General features: G+C 70.5%; 7 protein-coding genes. All 7 read left to right on the forward strand.

The window, feature by feature from the left end:
- Positions 1–64: 64 nt before the first annotated feature.
- The 7 genes from A7X12_RS00325 to A7X12_RS00355 all read left to right on the forward strand — a co-directional run bounded on the left by A7X12_RS00325 (position 65) and on the right by A7X12_RS00355 (position 17,938).
- A complete protein-coding gene (locus A7X12_RS00325) occupies positions 65–7,642 on the forward strand; it encodes a type I polyketide synthase (protein ID WP_198161787.1) in 7,578 nt (2,525 codons plus the stop codon).
- The gene (locus A7X12_RS00330; protein ID WP_064309650.1) at positions 7,639–11,646 is read left to right on the forward strand and encodes a type I polyketide synthase; all 4,008 of its coding nucleotides are present in this window, start codon (positions 7,639–7,641) and stop codon (positions 11,644–11,646) included. Before A7X12_RS00325 ends, A7X12_RS00330 begins: the two co-directional genes overlap by 4 nt.
- On the forward strand, positions 11,643–12,950 hold the full coding sequence (locus A7X12_RS00335; RefSeq protein ID WP_064309651.1) for a thioester reductase domain-containing protein: 1,308 nt from the start codon (positions 11,643–11,645) through the stop codon (positions 12,948–12,950). Before A7X12_RS00330 ends, A7X12_RS00335 begins: the two co-directional genes overlap by 4 nt.
- A gap of 96 nt (positions 12,951–13,046) precedes the next feature.
- The gene (locus A7X12_RS00340) at positions 13,047–13,502 is read left to right on the forward strand and encodes a hypothetical protein (protein ID WP_064309652.1); all 456 of its coding nucleotides are present in this window, start codon (positions 13,047–13,049) and stop codon (positions 13,500–13,502) included.
- A 149-nt stretch (positions 13,503–13,651) separates the two neighbouring features.
- Positions 13,652–15,394, forward strand: a complete 1,743-nt coding sequence (locus A7X12_RS00345) for an ABC1 kinase family protein (protein WP_198161789.1) — start codon at positions 13,652–13,654, stop codon at positions 15,392–15,394.
- The gene (locus tag A7X12_RS00350; RefSeq protein ID WP_064309654.1) at positions 15,391–16,944 is read left to right on the forward strand and encodes an ABC1 kinase family protein; all 1,554 of its coding nucleotides are present in this window, start codon (positions 15,391–15,393) and stop codon (positions 16,942–16,944) included. Before A7X12_RS00345 ends, A7X12_RS00350 begins: the two co-directional genes overlap by 4 nt.
- 10 nt (positions 16,945–16,954) lie before the next feature.
- Complete coding sequence (locus A7X12_RS00355; protein ID WP_064309655.1) at positions 16,955–17,938, forward strand: hypothetical protein; 984 nt, start codon at positions 16,955–16,957, stop codon at positions 17,936–17,938.
- Positions 17,939–18,005 lie beyond the last annotated feature (67 nt).

Consider the following 18,005-nt stretch of genomic DNA (forward strand, 5'->3'; position numbering starts at 1 on the left):
TGATGTATCGAAAGACCGAAGGGATGTTCTGAAAGGCGCTTTCCGTGCAATCGCGGAACTCCAGATGCGGCTCGATGCCGGCGAGCGGGCCCGCCAGGCGCCGCTGGCGGTGGTCGGTCTCGCGTGTCGCTTTCCGGGCGCGCCTGACGCCGCGCGATATTGGCAGCTGCTGAGAGAAGGCGGAGATGCCATCACCGAGGTTCCGGCAGGCCGCTGGAATGTCGAAGACTATTACGCCCTTGATCCGGCCGCCGAGGCCAAGATGTATACCCGGCGTGGCGGCTTTCTTGGCGCAGTGGACGGCTTCGATCCGAGTTTCTTCGCAATCGCTCCGCGTGAGACCATCAGCATGGATCCGCAACAGCGCCTGCTGCTGGAAGTTGCCTGGGAAGCGATTGAGAATGCGGGCATTCCAGCCCACCGACTGTTCGGCACGCCGACCGGCGTATTCCTGGGGATCTGCAACAATGATTACGGCCAGCGGATCGCGAGGCAGAATGTTGCCTCCATCGATGCGTATTGCGGCACAGGCGTAGCGTTCAGCGTGGCCGCAGGGCGACTATCCTATGCACTGGGACTGCAAGGTCCTTCAATGGCGGTCGATACCGCCTGCTCCTCTTCGCTGGCAGCGCTCGATCTTGCCGCGCAGAACCTACGGAGTGGGGGGTGTGGGGTGGCGGTGGTGGGGGGGGTCAACCTGATACTCAACCCCGAGGGGACGATCTACTTCTGCAAGGTTCGCGCGCTGGCGCCGGACGGACGCTGCAAGACCTTCGACGATCGCGCGGACGGCTATGGCCGCGGCGAAGGGTGCGGCGTGGTCGTGCTCAAGCGGCTCGACGACGCCCTGCGCGACGGCGACCGGATCCGCGCGGTCCTTCGGGGCAGCGCGGTCAACCATGACGGGCGGAGCAACGGCCTGACCGCCCCCAACGGCCTCGCCCAGGAAGCGGTGATCAAGGCCGCGCTTGCCAATGCCGGCGTGGATCCGCGCGACGTCTCCTATGTCGAGGCGCACGGCACCGGCACCCCGCTGGGCGATCCGATCGAGCTGCGCGCGCTGGACCGCGCCTATGGCCAAGGTCGCGCCGCGACCGAGAAGCTGCGCGTCGGCTCGGCCAAGGCCAATATCGGCCATCTCGAAGCCGCGGCGGGCATGGCAGGGCTCATCAAGCTGGTCCTGGCGCTCGAACAGGGCGAGATCCCGCAGCAACCGCATTTCGAGACGCCGACCCGGCATGTCGACTGGTCCGCGCTGTCGCTGACCGTCGAGAAAGGCGGCAGCGACTGGAAGGACGCACGCCGCCTGGCCGGCATCAGCGCCTTCGGCTTCAGCGGCACCAACGTCCATGCGATCCTCGAGTCCGCGCCCACCCCCGCCCCGGCGGTGCGCCGTCGTCGCGCCGTGGAACTGCTGCCGATCTCCGGGCGAACGCCGAGCGCAGTCCGCACGCTGGCGGCCCGGCATGCCGAACAGCTGCGCCTGCAGGGCCCCGCCGCGGCTGCCGACCTCGCCTTCACCGCGGCGACCGGGCGCGTCCATTTCCCCTATCGCGCGGCGGTGGTGGCAGCACCGGACGCGCTGGCGGCGCAGCTGGATGCGGTCGCGCAGGGCGCGGCGGACGTACGGTTAGCGCAAGGGGCAGCGGAGGGCATCGCGTTCCTCTTCACCGGCCAGGGCGCGCAGCATGCCGGCATGGCGCAAGACCTCTACGCGGACGAGCCGGTCTTTGCGGAAACGATCGACCGCTGCGCCGATGCATTCCGCGACGCGTCCGGCGGCGACCTGCAATCGGTGCTGTGGGGAGAAGACGCCCCGGCACGGATCGACCGGACCGAATTCACGCAACCTGCCCTCTACGCCGTGCAATGCGCGCTCACCGCGCTGTGGCGGCGCTGGGGGATCGTACCCGCCGCGGTGATCGGCCACAGCGTCGGCGAGTTCGCCGCCGCCCAGGCCGCCGGTATTTTCTCGCTGGAAGACGGCATGCGCCTCGTCTCCGCGCGCGGGCGACTGATGCAGGCGCTTGGCGACGGCGGCGCGATGGCGGCGGTGTTCGCATCCGAAGCCCGCCTAGCGGACGTCCTCGGCAGCCTCCCCCAAGGCGTGGCGATCGCCGCCGTGAATGCGCCCGAGGAAATCGTGCTTTCCAGCTTCGATGCCGCGCTCCTCCCGGCGCTGGCGCAGCTGGAGGCGCGCGGCATCGCCACCCGCCGCCTTACGGTGTCGCACGGCTTCCACTCGCCGCAGCTCGACCCGATGCTCGATGCCTTCGAGGCGGTTGCCGCCGACATCGCCGTTACCGCGCCGCTGATCCCGCTCATCTCGAACCTGACGGGCGAAGCGCTGACGGACGCGCCGGATGCGGCCTATTGGCGGCGGCACGCCCGCGAACCCGTGCGCTTCGCCGACGCGCTGGGCACCCTTGCGGAGACGCATCGCATCTTCCTCGAGCTGGGCCCGCAGCCGTTGCTGCTGGCGATGGGACGCCGCGCGCTGGGCGATCGGGCCGGCGACCGGCTCTGGCTGCCGTCGCTCCGCCGCGGGACGAACGATGTGCAGCAAATGCTAGAAAGCCTGGCGGACCTGCACCTGCACGGTGCGCCGGTGGACTGGGCAGCATTCGCCGAAGGCCGGGGCGACCGCATCGATATCGCCACCTACCCGTTCGAGCGGCAGCGCTACTGGCTGGACGAGCCAGCGCCGAACACCGCGCCCGTATCCGAGCGCCCCCGGCCGGCACCGGAAGCCGGGGAGGCCCAAGGCACCTTCGCCACCGCGCTGATGGCCATGCCGGCGAAGGATCGGCTGGATCGGCTGATCGATCATCTGCAGGGCGAGGTCCGGCGCGTGCTCCGCCTTGCGTCGCCGCCCCCGATCGACACCGGCTTTTTCGAACTCGGCATGGACTCGCTGATGGCCGTCGAGCTGCGCGTCGCGATCGAGGCGGCGCTGGGGCGCCCGCTTTCCGCGACCCTGGCTTTCGATCAGCCGGACATTCGGCGGCTTTCCCAATATCTGTTGCAGGAACTGGGGGGCGAACGCCCGTCCGCCCCGGCGGCGATAGGCGGCGCGGCGGCGCAGGAGCCGATCGCCGTGGTCGGCATCGGCTGCCGCTTTCCCGGCGGGGCGAACGACCCGGAGGCCTTCTGGCGCCTGATCCTGGCCGGCGGCATGACGGCGACGCCGGTGCCGTCCGATCGCTGGGACGCCGACCAAGGCTATGATCCCGATCCGGATACCGCCAAGGGAAGCTATTGCCGCACGGCCAATTTCCTCGACACGCCGGTGGATGGCTTCGACGCGGCCTTCTTCTCGATCACGCCACGCGAGGCGACCGCGATGGATCCGCAGCAGCGGCTGCTGCTCGAAGTCGCCTGGGAAGCGCTGGAACATGCCGGCATGGGGCGACGGCGCGGTGGCCGGGGCGGCGTGTTCGTCGGCATCAACACCAATGATTATGCGCGGCTGCTGGCGCGCGAAACGGATGCGACGCTCGACGGCTACAGCTTCACCGGCAACACGTTCAGCGTCGCGGCCGGCCGGCTGTCGCATCTGCTGGGCATCGACGGGCCGAGCCTCGCCGTCGATACGGCGTGCTCCTCCTCGCTCGTGGCAGTGCATCTCGCGTGCCAGAGCCTGCAAGCCGGGGAATGCGCATTCGCCCTGGCAGGCGGCGTGAACCTGATGCTTGCGCCGGATGCGTTCACGGCATTGTCCCGGATGCGGGCGCTCGCGCCGGATGGCCGGTGCAAGACCTTCGACGCAGCGGCCGACGGCTATGGCCGCGGCGAGGGTTGCGGCGTGGTCATCCTGAAGCGCCTGTCGGATGCGGAGGCCGCCGGCGACGATATCCTGGGCGTCATCCACGGCTCCGCGGTCAACCAGGACGGCGCGAGCGGCGGACTGACCGTGCCCAACGGACCCGCCCAACAGGCGCTGATCGGCCAGGCCCTTGCCCGCGCCGGGATTGCGGCAGCGGACATCGGCTATCTCGAAGCGCACGGCACCGGCACGGCGCTGGGCGACCCGATCGAGGTCACCGCTGCCGGCCAGGCGCTGGGCGACGGACGTCCGAGCGGACAGAAGCTGCTGCTGGGATCGGTCAAGCGCAATATCGGACACCTCGAAGCGGCTGCGGGCGTCGCCGGACTCATCAAGACGATCCTGTCGATGCGGCACGGCATCATCCCCGGCCATCCGGGACTGGGCACGCTCAACCCCCGGATCGCCTGGGATCGCCTGCCGGTGCAGGTGCCGCGCGAGGCGATGCCGTGGCCGGCCGGCCAGCGGTTCGCCGGGATCAGCAGTTTCGGGATGAGCGGCACCAACGCGCATGTCATCCTGGGCCAAGGCACGGTGCTGCCGGGCGATGCGCACGATCCACAGGCAGCGTCGGCCCCACTGGTCGTGCCGGTATCGGGCCGCAGCGCCGAGGCGGTGGCGGCCCTGGCGGAACACCACGCCGCCTGCCTTGAGGACGGCCATGTCTCGGCGCGGGCCCTTGCCTATACCGCCGGCGTCGGGCGCACCCATTTCGAGCATCGCCTGGCGGTGGTCGCCAGCGACCCGACCCAGCTGGGCGAACGGCTCCGTCACGCGCACGCGGGCGGCAGCGGGCCCGGCATCCATCGCGGTGCCGCGAGCAGCGCCACGCGACCGCACATCGCATTCCTGTTCACCGGGCAGGGTGCGCAATATGCGGGCATGGGGCGTGCGCTATACGCCAGCGAGCCGGTGTTCCGGTCCGCGCTGGAGCGCTGCGACGCGATCCTGCGCGACGCGCTGGACGTCCCGCTGCTGTCGATCCTGTATGGCGAGCATGCCGGGCGGATCGACCAGACCGCCTATACCCAGCCCGCCCTGTTCGCGCTCGAATATGCGCTGAGCGCCTTGTGGCGCAGTTGGGGGATCGAGCCTTCGATCGTGCTGGGCCACAGCGTCGGCGAATATGTCGCGGCCTGCGTTGCCGGGGTGTTCGACGTGGAGGACGGGATAAAGCTGATCGCCGCACGGGCGCGCGCCATGCAGGCGCTGCCGGCGGGCGGCGGGATGGCGGCGGTACGCGCCGCGCCCGAGCGGATCGCCGGACTGCTCGCGGCGCGGCAGGGCCAGTTGTGGCTGGCGGCCGAGAATGGCCCCGAGGATCTGGTCGTCTCCGGCGAGGAAGCGGCGCTCGCCGCGCTATGCGCGCAGCTGGAAGCACAGGGGATCGCGACCCAGACGCTGCGGGTGTCGCACGCCTTCCACTCCGGGCTGATGGCACCTGCCGCCGAGGCGCTGCGCCAGGTTGCGGACACGATCACGTTCAGGCCCCCGCAGCTGCGGCTGATCCGCGACATGGACGGCATGCTCGCCGAGGAGCCGCTCGATGCCGCATATTGGACCCGGCACCTGCTCCAGCCGGTCCGCTTCGCCGCCGCGCTGGACTGCCTCGCGGCGCAAGCGCCCACCGCGCTCGTCGAGATCGGGCCCCAGCCGGTGCTGACCACGCTCGCCCAAGGGCATGCGCTTCGCCTGCCCTCGCTGCGCCGGCAGCGCGACGACGGTGAGACGATGCAGGACAGCCTTGCCGCGCTCTACGCCGCGGGCGTCGAGGTCGACTGGCAGGCGGTCCACCAGCCCCACCAGCCCCGCAAGGCACATATCCCGACCTATCCCTTCCAGCGGAAGCGCTATTGGGCGCTGGGCCCGGCGGTCGCAACCCCGGCAAAGGCGCCGGTCGCGACGTTCCATCACCTGCAATGGCAGGCGCGCGCCGCCTCGACCGAGGAAAGGCCGGAGACCGCGCCGCGACACTGGCTCGTCTTCGCCGGTCGCGACCCGATCGGCGCGGCCCTTGTCGACGCGCTGCACGCCCGGGGCGACCGTTGCACGATCGTGCGCAGCCCGGGCGACCCCGGTGCCGCCGACCATCGCATCGATCCCGCCGCGGCGGACGCCATGGAGGCGCTGATCCGCGCGCTTCTCGCCGCAGGAGGCTGTTCCGCCATCGTCTATCTCTGGGCGCTCGACGCGCAGGCACGCCTCGACGACCCGATGTGCGGCACAGGCGCGGAGTCGGTGCTCGGCCCGCTGCACCTCGTGCAAGGCATTCTGCGCGCGGCATCGGCCGAACCGCCCCGCCTGTGGTTCGTCACGCGCGGCGCGCAACCGGTCGAGGAAGGCAGCGAGGTCGCGCTCGCCCAGGCGCCGCTGTGGGGGCTCGGTCGGGTCGTCGCGCTGGAGCATCCCGAACTCTGGGGCGGCCTGGTCGATCTGGATCCACGCGCCAGCGATGCGGACGCCGCGCGCCTGGGGCAGCGGTTGCGTGCCGCCGATCGCGAAGATCTGGTGGCGCTGCGCGGGGAGGAGGTGCTTGTCCCCCGGGTGGTCTCGGCATCGGCACCCGCGCGACTTGCCGCGCCGGAGATCCGCGCGGATGCGGCCTATCTCGTCACCGGCGGCCTGGGCAGCCTGGGCTTCGCGGTGGCGCGGTGGCTGATCGGCGCCGGCGCGCGTGACCTCATCCTGGTCGGGCGACGCGCGCCTTCGGCCGAGACGGCGGCGGAAATCGCGGCCTTCGCCGAACGCGGCGTGCGGATCGCGATCGCGACCATCGACGTCGCGGACCGGCAGGCGGTGGACCAGCTCTTCGCGCGCATCGCGGCGGCGCATGCCCCGCTGCGCGGCGTGGTGCATGCCGCGGGCGTCCTCGACGACGGGGCGGTGCTCGCGCAGACGGCGGCGCGCTTTGCCCAGGTCCTGACGCCGAAGGTGGCGGGCGGGTGGAACCTGCATCGCGCGACGCGGCAGATGGCGCTGGACTTCTTCCTGCTCTTCTCCTCCGCGGCGACGCTGATCGGTTCGCCGGGCCAGGCCAATTATGTGGCGGCCAATGCCTTTCTGGACGCGCTCGCGCATCACCGGCGGGCGCAGGGGCTTGCGGGGGCGGCCATCGGCTGGGGGCCGTGGCGCGAGATCGGCATGGCCGCGGATCTCGCCCGCCGCGCCGCGCGCCGGCATGTGCCGCCCGGGGTCTCGGCGATCGACCCCGAACGCGGGCTGGCGATGCTCGGGCACCTGCTCGCCGACGCACCTGCACAGGTGACGGCGATGCCGGTGGACTGGCCCGCCTTCCTCGCCGCGTTCGATCCGGCGGAGCGGCCGCGTGCCCTGGCGGACATCGCTGCGGCGTCCGGTGTCGACGCACATCGCGTGCGGGCGGAGACGCCGCGGTCCGACATTCTCGATCGGCTGTCGGCGGCGCGCCCGGACGAACGCCAGTCGCTGCTCGCCGACTTCCTGCTGGCGGAACTCGCCCAGGTGATCGGCGACGGGGACGCGCCGCCGGATCCCGGCATGGGCTTTTTCGACATCGGCCTGGATTCGCTGATGGCGGTCGAGCTGAAGAACCGGCTCGGCGCCGCGCTTCGGCGCCCCCTGCCGGCGACGCTGATCTTCCGCTTCGCCAATGTGCGCGCGCTGGCGGCGCATCTGGCGGACGAGGTGCTGGTCTTCGACGATCCGGTCGCCCCCGCGCCGGCGATGTTCGCCGAGGAGGACGACGCTCTCGACCACACGTCCGAGGACATGCTGCTCGCGCTGCTGGCGCAGGAACTCGGGCGATCGCCGCAGCTGGTGAACGGAGACGCGCAATGAGCGACAGCGACCGCCAGGAAATCCTGAAACAGAGCCTGCGCGAACTCCGCGACCTGCGCGCGCGGCTGGCCGATGCGGCGCGGATGCAGCGCGAGCCGATCGCGATCATCGGGCTGGGCTGCCGGTTTCCGGGCGCCGACGGCCCGGACGCGTTCTGGGCGCTGCTGCGCGACGGGCAGGACATGGTGCGCGACGTACCCGCCGCGCGCTGGGATGCCCGCCGCTGGTTCGATCCCGATCCGGCCGCGCCGGGCAAGATGTACACCCGGGAGGGCGGCTTCCTGACGGGCGATATCGCCGCGTTCGATCCTTCGGTGTTCCACCTCTCGCCGCGCGAGACGCTGTCCATGGATCCGCAGCAACGCCTGCTGCTGGAAGTGGCCTGGGAGGCGATGGAGCATGCCAACCAGCCGCCCGCGGCAAATCCGTCGACCGGCATCTTCATCGGCATCAGCACCAACGACTATGCCCAGCACAGCATGTTCGGCGATCCCGCGCGGATCGAGGCCTATTCGGCCACCGGCGCCGCGCTCAATGCGGCGGCAGGCCGGCTCTCGTACAGCTTCGGCTTTCGCGGCCCCGCGATGGCGGTCGACACCGCCTGCTCCTCCTCGCTGGTGGCGATCCACCTCGCCTGCCAGAGCCTGCGCCAGCAGGAATGCGGCATGGCGATCGCCGGCGGGGTGAGCCTGATCCTCTCGCCCAACGGCACCATCGCCACCTGCCGCGCCCGGATGATGGCGCGCGACGGACGGTGCAAGACGTTCGACGCCTCGGCCGACGGCTATGGGCGCGGCGAAGGCTGCGGCCTGATCGTGCTGAAGCGCCTGTCGGATGCGCAGGCCGATGGCGACGCTATCCTGGGCATCATCCACGGCTCCGCGGTCAACCAGGACGGCGCGAGCGGCGGCCTGACCGTGCCCAACGGCACCGCCCAACGCGAGCTGTTCGCCGCCGCGCTCGCCAAGGCAGGCGTCACGCCGGACCGGATCGGCTATCTGGAGGCGCACGGGACCGGAACGCCGCTGGGCGACCCGATCGAGCTGGAGGCGCTGCAGGCGGTCTATGGCCCCGGACGCACCGCCGAGACGCCCTGCGCGATCGGCTCGGTCAAGACCAATATCGGGCATCTCGAAGCGGCTGCGGGCGTCGCCGGACTCATCAAGACGATCCTGTCGATGCGGCACGGCGTCATCCCGGCGCATCTCCACCTGCGGACGCTCAATCCCGACTGCACGCTGGCTCCGCATTTCTCGATCCCGGCAACCGCAACACCCTGGCCTGCGGGAAACGCGCCGCGCATGGCGGGGGTGAGCAGCTTCGGCTTCACCGGCACCAATGCGCACCTGATCCTGGGCGAAGGCGCGCCGGTTCGCGACGATGGGAGCGACACGCCGGCCCCACTGCTCGTGCCGGTATCGGGCCGCAGCGCCGAGGCGGTGGCGGCCCTGGCGGAACGCCACGCCGCCTGCCTTGAGGACGGCCATGTCTCGGCGCGCGCCCTCGCCTATACCGCCGGCGTCGGGCGCACCCATTTCGAGCATCGCCTGGCGGTGGTCGCCAGCGACCCGACCCAGCTGGGCGAACGGCTCCGTCACGCGCACGCGGGCGGCAGCGGGCCCGGCATCCATCGCGGTGCCGCGAGCAGCGCCACGCGACCGCGCATCGCATTCCTGTTCATCGGGCAGGGTGCGCAATATGCGGGCATGGGGCGTGCGCTATACGCCAGCGAGCCGGTGTTCCGGTCCGCGCTGGAGCGCTGCGACGCGATCCTGCGCGACGCGCTGGACGTCCCGCTGCTGTCGATCCTGTATGGCGAGCATGCCGGGCGGATCGACCAGACCGCCTATACCCAGCCCGCCCTGTTCGCGCTCGAATATGCGCTGAGCGCCTTGTGGCGCAGTTGGGGGATCGAACCTTCGATCGTGCTGGGCCACAGCGTCGGCGAATATGTCGCGGCCTGCGTTGCCGGGGTGTTCGACGTGGAGGACGGGATAAAGCTGATCGCCGCACGGGCGCGCGCCATGCAGGCGCTGCCGGCGGGCGGCGGGATGGCGGCGGTACGCGCCGCGCCCGAGCGGATCGCCGGACTGCTCGCGGCGCGGCAGGGCCAGTTGTGGCTGGCGGCCGAGAATGGCCCCGAGGATCTGGTCGTCTCCGGCGAGGAAGCGGCGCTCGCCGCGCTATGCGCGCAGCTGGAAGCACAGGGGATCGCGACCCAGACGCTGCGGGTGTCGCACGCCTTCCACTCCGGGCTGATGGCACCTGCCGCCGAGGCGCTGCGCGAGGTTGCGGACACGATCACGTTCAGGCCCCCGCAGCTGCGGCTGATCCGCGACATGGACGGCATGCTCGCCGAGGAGCCGCTCGATGCCGCATATTGGACCCGGCACCTGCTCCAGCCGGTCCGCTTCGCCGCCGCGCTGGACTGCCTCGCGGCGCAAGCGCCCACCGCGCTCGTCGAGATCGGGCCCCAGCCGGTGCTGACCACGCTCGCCCAGGGGCATGCGCTTCGCCTGCCCTCGCTGCGCCGGCAGCGCGACGACGGCGAGACGATGCAGGACAGCCTTGCCGCGCTCTACGCCGCGGGCGTCGAGGTCGACTGGCAGGCGGTCCACCAGCCCCACCAGCCCCGCAAGGCGCACATCCCGACCTATCCCTTCCAGCGGAAGCGCTATTGGCTCGACGCCTCGGCGGCGGCGACGCCATCGGCCAAGGCGGGGAACGACGCACATCCCTTTCTGGGGGCACGGATCGCCTCCCCCCTCGCGGCGACCCAGTTCGACGGCGACGCCGATCTGCTGCACATGCCGATGGTGGGCGACCACCGTATCCTGGGGATGCCCTGGGTCAATCTGGTGACCTATCTCGAACTCGCCGCCGCCGCCGTGCGGGAAGCGACCGGCGCTGCGCCGATCCTGCTCCGCGCGGTGACGCTGCCGCGCGCGCTTATCCTGCGGGAAGGCGAAACCAAGCCGCTGCAGATCATTCTCGACCCGCTCGATGCGGGGGATCACCGGTTCCGCATCTTCTCCCAAGCGGCGGAGGGCTGGCTGCTCCACGCCGAAGGCCAGGTGGGTACGCCCCACCCTGCCCCGCCCCCGCCCCGCCCGGTCGGTCGCGAGGCGCTGCGCAACCGCTGCACGCACCACCTAGCTCCAGATGCGTTCTACGCCACGATGGAGCAGCACGGTGCCGCGCTCGGCCCCTTGTGCCGACGCCTTGCGGACGTCCGGCGCGGCAGCGGCGAAGCCGTTGCCGACATCCGCCCCCCACGACCCGGAGAGCGCGATCCGCGCACGGTGTTCGACATGGGGGCGATCGATGCCGCCGTGCAGCTGCTCGCCGCCCTTCTGCCTGACGACGCGCCGACCGACTGCGTGCTCACCGGGCTCGACCGGATCGAGATCGGTTCCCCGCCGCCCGCCGACGGCGTGCTTTGGGCCCATGCGCGACGACAGGATTATGATCGCGCCACCGGCACGTTGCGCGGCGACGTGCAGCTTTTCGACGGCGCGGGATCGATCGTCGCTGCGATCACCGGCGCCCGGCTGGACCGATTGCAACCACAGGCGGTCGAGCCCGTCGGCGCCAGCGACGCGGTGGGCCTCGCCCGCCCGACCCTCTCCGTCCTCCTCGGCGACGATGCCGAAGCCGCACGCGCGGCGATGCTGGAGTATCTGGGTACCGTCGTCGCAGGCAGCCTCCAGCTGGAGGCCGGCGCGGTCGATACCGACGCACCGCTCGCCGCGCAGCTCGACTCGCTCATCGCCGTCGAGCTGAATGCCCGGATCGAGCGCGACCTCGGGGTCCGGCTGCCGGTAGCTGCCTTTTTCGACGGGGGCAGCCTGCGCGATCTGGCGGACATGGTCTGCGCCGAGCTGCGCCCGGTCGACTTCGACGATGCGGTTCTCGCCGAACTGCTCGCGACGGTGGACGATATGGTGGAGGCGCATGCCGCCCGCGATCTTGCGGCGCTGGACGGCGTCGGGGGGCGGGCATGAGCGCCGCGCTCGCTCGGTTGCACGGGCTGTCGCCCGCCAAGCAGGCGCTGCTCCTGCAGGCACTGCAGCGGCGCAATGCACCGCAGACACCCGTGCGCGCGTCCGCCCTGTCGGTTGCCGAGATGCTGGCGCGGGCGCAACTGCCGCCCGACATCAGCGCCGCCCATGCCCGACGGCCCGCGCGCGCCGCTTCCGATCCGGGCCCGCGACAAATCTTCCTGACCGGCGCAACCGGCTTCATCGGCGCCTATCTGCTCGAGGCGCTGCTCGGCGCGCCCGAAACCATCGTCCAATGCCTCGTCCGTTGCGCCGACGAGCGCGATGGCATGCGACGTATCGCGGCGAACCTGCGCAGCTACGGCCTGGACGAACGGCACCTCGCCGACCGCGTACGGGTGGTTCCGGGCGATCTGGCGACGCCGGGGCTCGGCATCGCGCCGGAACGGCGCGTGACGATGGCGGCGGAGATCGATGCGATCTTCCATTGCGGTGCGCTGGTCAAATGGACCTATCCCTATGCCGCCCTGGCGGCGGCGAACGTCCAGGGCACGATCGAGGTGCTACGGCTGGCGACGACGGATCGGCTGAAGGCCGTGCACTTCGTGTCGACGGTGGGCGTCTTCTCTTCCTCGGAGCGGCTCCAAGATCCTATCGAGGAAACCTTGCCGCTGGAGGAAAGCGGTCCGCTCGAAGTCGGCTATGCGCAGAGCAAGTGGATCGGCGAGAAGCTGGTCCAGCACGCCGCCGCACGCGGCGTTCCCGTGACCATCCACCGGCCGAACACCGCGCCGGACAGCCGCAGCGGCGCGTTCAACGTGCAGGATTATCTGAGCCAGATGCTGCGCATGTGCATCGCGATGGGCAGCGCCCCCGACCTCGCCATTCCGATCGCCGGCGCGCCGATCGACTTCGCGGCGCGCGCGATGGTCCAGCTCACGCATGCCGGTCCGGCGGACGGGCGCGTCTATCACCTCGTCAATCCCGCCGAGACGCGCTGGCTCGACATCGTCGCCGGGATCGAAGGCGCGGGATACCCGATCGCGCGGGTCCCGTATGACGAATGGACGCAGCAGCTGAAGCGCGATGGCGCGGCGGCCGGCTTTGCACTCGGGCCGTTCTTTACCGAAGGCATATTTCAGCGCGTTCGCCTTCCCCGCTTCGATGATCGCCATGTGCGCGAGGGGCTGGCCGGAACGGCGCTGCGCTGCCCGCCGCTCTCCAGCCGGCTCGTGGCCCGCTGCCTGGCGTATCTGGTCCAGCGTGAATGGATCGCACCGCCCCCCGGCGCGGTGGTGCGCGGATGAGGTCGGCAAGGCCGGAAGCAAGCGAACCGGCCTTTCGGCGTGTGATTGCAACCGTCCCGTGCCGCCCGGCGCGGGACCCATGACGGAGGTGGAACCATGGCCGAAACGGAAAAGACCAAGGAAGACGAAATCACCAAGCTGCGTGCCCAGGTACGGCACCTGGAAGCGGAGCTGGAACGGACACGGAAGCAGGAGGACGGCGACGAGGAGGACGATCGCGGCCGCCGCTTCTTCGATTCGATCAGCGACACCCGCCACACCAAGGCCGATACCGCGACCCGCATGGTGCGCGGCATGACGCTGGCGGGCGTCGAGGCCGTTCGCGTGTTCGCGGATTCGGTGTCGTCGTTCGGCGACGACGTTCTCCGCCGCAGCGAGGCGCGCGGCGGGCGGCATCGCACCGTCCGCCAGCTGGTGAACCGACTGCCCGACGACATCGTCACCAGCCTCGCCGATGCGGCGGATCGGTTCAGCGAGATCCCGTCCAAGGCGGCGGACCGCTACTCCAAATCGTACAAGGAGGGCGAGAAGAGCGAGCATTCGACCCGCTAGGTCGCACGCGTTCCTTGGGCATGTTGGTCGTGCCCCGGCGGCGGGTTGCGGGCCGATCGTCCCGGTCGGGACGTGGCATCGGCGCGCAACCTCCGCTGGGGACGCGGCCGTGCGCGCGGCGGTCCCGCGCGAGAGGGGAGGCCATTGCCGTGATAGCCGATGCCCGGAGTCTGCGCAGGAAAATCCGCGCCTGGTCGCCCGCCACGCTCGCGGCGGGAACCGGTAGCCGCGCGCGCCCTTCGCCGGAGGCAGCCCCTGCGCCACAGGGCGTGCCGCAGGATTTCACCGACTGGAGACTGGATCTCCGGCGCGGCGCGCTGGCGGCAAGCAAGATCTTCAAATACGGCCTGTTTCCCTTCGCTTCCGCGCTGCCCTTCGCGCCCTGGGCGCGGCTGCGGTTCGCGGTGCGGTTCCGCCGCAGCCTGGAGGAACTGGGGCTCACCTATCTCAAGCTCGGCCAGTTCCTGGCACTGCGCTTCGACATCCTCCCCGCCGAGGTGTGCCTGGAGCTCAACCATCTGTTCGAGAGCGTGCCGCCGATGTCGGACGGTGCGGCCGAGGCCATCGTGGCGGCGGAGCTGGGCGCGCCGATCGCCGAATGCTTCGCCTATTTCTCGGCCAAGCCGATCGCGGCGGCGTCGGTCGGGCAGGTGCACGAGGCGCGGCTTCCCGATGGGCGGCGGGTCGCCGTGAAGATCCAGCGCCGCGGCATCATGGCGACCTTCCGCGCCGACATCCGCAACCTGCGCAAGCTGACCGCGCTGGGCCAGCGGATCGGGGTGTTCGGACGGCTCGACGCGACCGGCATGATCGACCAGTTCGAGGCCTGGACACTGCGCGAGCTCGATTTCCGGATCGAGGGGAAGACGGCCGAACGGGTCCGCGCCCATTCCGGACCGGCCGTGGTGGTGCCGACGATCCACTGGCACCTCTGCTCGCCGCGGGTGCTGACGATGGACTTTATCGACGGAGTCAGCGCGACGCACATCCGCGACTTTGTCGACGCCAACCCGCCGGCGGTGGTCCGGCAGCGGCTGCCGGGGTTCGATTTCGACACGGCGCTCAACAACTTCACCGATGCCGCGCTGTCGCAGCTGTTCACCGACGGGTTTTTCCATGGCGACCCGCACCCCGGCAACATCCTGTTCCTGCCGGACAACCGCGTCGTCTTCCTGGATTTCGGCATTTTCGGCGCGCTCAGCCAGGACCAGCGCCGGATCATCGCGGGCCAGATCGAAAGCCTCGCCCTGGGCAATATCGGCGGCAGCCTGCGCTATTACGCGCAGCAGGTAACCGCGACCGACGACACCGATTTCGATCGCTTCCGCGAGGATTGCCGGGACGTGCTGAACCGCTGGTACGCGGCGCTGCTCGATCCGACCCTGCCGATCGAGGAGCGCCATCTGGCGCGCTACACCGGCGAGATGATCGACGTTTCGCGTCGCAACGGCCTGCAATACGACCTGAATTACCTGCTGTTCTGGCGCGCGCTCAACAATCTGAACGGCACCCTCTGGCACATTTCCCCCAATTACGACCTGCTCGGGCGCCTGCGCATCTTCTTCGAGCGGACGCGCCCGGGGCCGGGGCGTCGCGTGCGGGCGACGGTGGCGGATCCGGCGTGGCGCGGCAGCCTGACCGAGCTTGCCCGCGCGCTGCCGGGCGGCGCCGCGGGGGCGGCTACCGGCACGCTGCGGGTGGGCGCCAGCTTCGCCCCCTCCCGCGATGGCGAGGCCCGACGGCGGCGCAGCGCGGCAGTCGGCGCAGCGCTGCTCCTGCTCCTGCCCCTGGCGATCGCGGCGGCCAGCGACCGGCTTCCCGCATCGGTCCGTGCCGGACTGCCGCTCGCGCTGGGTGCCGCGCTGCTCTGGTCGCGGCGGCAGGCGCGATGACGGCGCTGCGCCTGGTGGCGGGGCCGCTGCCGCCCGAACGCTTCGTGCGCGTGCTGGCGCGGCTGGGCCCGACCTCGACCAAGGTCGGCCAGTTCCTCGCGCTGCGCCCGGACCTGCTCCCGCAGGAATATTGCGATGCCCTGCTGGCGCTGGTCGATCGCGGAACGCCATGCGCATGGCCGCAGATCGAACAGGTCCTCACCCGCGAACTCGGCGGCCCGCCGGGAACCGTGTTCGCACGGTTCGAGCGGCGACCGATCGGCGTCGGATCGCTGTCCCAGGTGCACCGCGCGACGCTGCAGGGCGGCGCGGAGGTGGCGGTGAAGATCCTCCGCCCCGGCATCGAGGCGCAGATCGAACGCGACATCAGGCGGCTCCGGCTCGGCACGCGCCTGGTCCGCCAGCTGGGCCTGCGCCTGCCGATTGCGCCCGGCGAGGCGGTGGACGAGATCGCCGCGTGGCTGCGCCAGGAGATTGACCTTGCGCGCGAGCAGGAGAATGCGCGGCGGATGGCGGACGATTCCGTCGCCAGCGACCTGCAGGTGATCCCGCACGTCTACCCGCATCTGAGCACCGCGCGGATCCTGACCTATCAGTATCTGGACGGACGCAAGCTGAGCACCGTGTTCTCCGACCGAAGCGGCATTCCGTCGGGCACGGGCGGCAGCATGGCGATGTCCGCGGAGGACAAGCGCGCCTTCGCAGGCACGCTGGTAACCGCCGTGCTCACCCAGATTTTCCGCGCGCGCTTCTTTCATGCCGATCTGCATCCGGGCAACCTGCTCGTGATGGCGGACGGCCGGGTCGGCTTCGTCGATTTCGGCATGTGCGACCGGCTGGACGACACCGTACGCGCGAACCAGCTCCGCTACGTCGCCGCCGTCTATTCGCGCGATCAGAACCGCATGTTTCGCGCGCTGACCGAGATTTTGGTGACCCGTGCGGACAGCGACGCCGAAGGACTGCGGCGCGATTTCCAGGCCGAGACCCGCGCCGCCGCCAACAGCGACCGGGTCGGCCGATCGGCGACCGCGGGTGCGCTGGTAGGCGTGCTGCGGGCAGCCCGTGCGAACCGGTACGAGGTGCCGAGCCACGTCCTGTCGCTCTATCGCGCGCTGGTGACCGTGGAGACGGTCGCCGCGAGACTGGGGCTCGACAATGCACTGCGCGACATCGGCGCCGAGGTTCTGGGCGAGATCCAGCGCGAGGAGCTGTTGGCGCAGGCGCTGAGCCGCGACACGCTGCAACAGATACTGGCCAATCTGCTGACGCTGGCCCGGGACGGTCCGGGCCAGCTGTCGCAGGTGCTGGCCGATGCGGCCGAGGGCAGCGTCCGCCTGAAGGTGGAGGTAACCGACTCCGCGCGCACCGCAAAGGCGCAGAACCGCCGGGCCCGACTTTGGGCGGCGGCCATCCTCTCCGTCGGCCTGTCGATCCTGCTGACCGCCCCGCACCTGCCGATCGTGTTGGGGATGTCGCTGGCGTGGCCGCTCGGAGGCGCGCTGGCCGGGCTGTACCTCGCCTGCTTCCTGCTCTGGCGGCAGCTATAGGCGCGGCGCGATGAAAAACTGGATCGCACGCACGCTGCGCAAGAAGCAGCGCCCGGAAACGGCGATGGATCGCGAAGCGGCCGCCGAAGTGCATCAGTTGGTGGAACTGCTGCGCACCGTGCAGGGCGGCGGCGTCGCCGAAGCCCTTGCAGCGGTTCTCCGTCGCCTTGCCGCGGACGGCCCGCGGATCGAGCGCGGCATCGTCGCCTGGGTGCTGCTGACCGAGGCGCTGATCCAAAGCGCGGAACAGCGCTATCCCAGCGGCAAAGGCCGGAGGAAGAAGGCCCAGGTTCGCGCGGCGCTGTACCATATCTTCCAGAGCCCCGACATTGCCATCCCGGCCATCCCCGCTCCCCTCGTGCCGCTGGTGATGGACGGGCTGATCGACTGGAGCATCGACGCCATCGCCGCGAGCGTGGACGACTATGCGCTATGGGATGAAAGCGAACCGCTGGGCTGGTCGCTCGCGGGCGCGTGCCGTGCGGGGCTGTCGGCGCTGCTGTTGCTGCTCACGCCGTTCTTCTCGGCGCTGAACTGGCTCTATGTCGGCCTGCGCTACCGGCAGCCCCTCACGCCCGAAGTCGCCGCCGCCGTCGCCCGGGTCCAGGCGGAGGGGACGATCGCGGACAAGTCGGTCCTGTTTGCCTCCGTGTATGCGGTTGGGGTGTTCGTGGGCGGCCACCGCGTCCAGATGATCGCGGCGGTGAAGGCATTTTTCGAAGTGGTGTCGATGGCCGAACGGCTTGTCTCCGCCCGGGGACCGGAGAAGAAGGCCTATGCCTGCGCGGTGGTGAAAGCAGCCCTGGCGGAGCTGGGGTTTCCCGTGCGCGGCGTGCTGACCGGCGCGATCGCCGACGCGGTTATCAGCGCGGGTATCGAGTCCGCCCTGGCGCTGTTCCGGAAGCGCGCGCCGGAATCCTTCTCCTCCCGCGGCGACATCGTTCAGCGACAACCGGAAATCGCGGTACGCGGTCGATACGAATTCGATCGGTAATCGATAGAAAATGATTTCAAACGGACACAACTCCGTTCGGCAATGGACCGCCATCATAGTAGCCATA

The sequence above is a fragment of the Sphingomonas sp. TDK1 genome (assembly GCF_001650735.1).
Lineage (GTDB): Bacteria > Pseudomonadota > Alphaproteobacteria > Sphingomonadales > Sphingomonadaceae > Sphingomonas.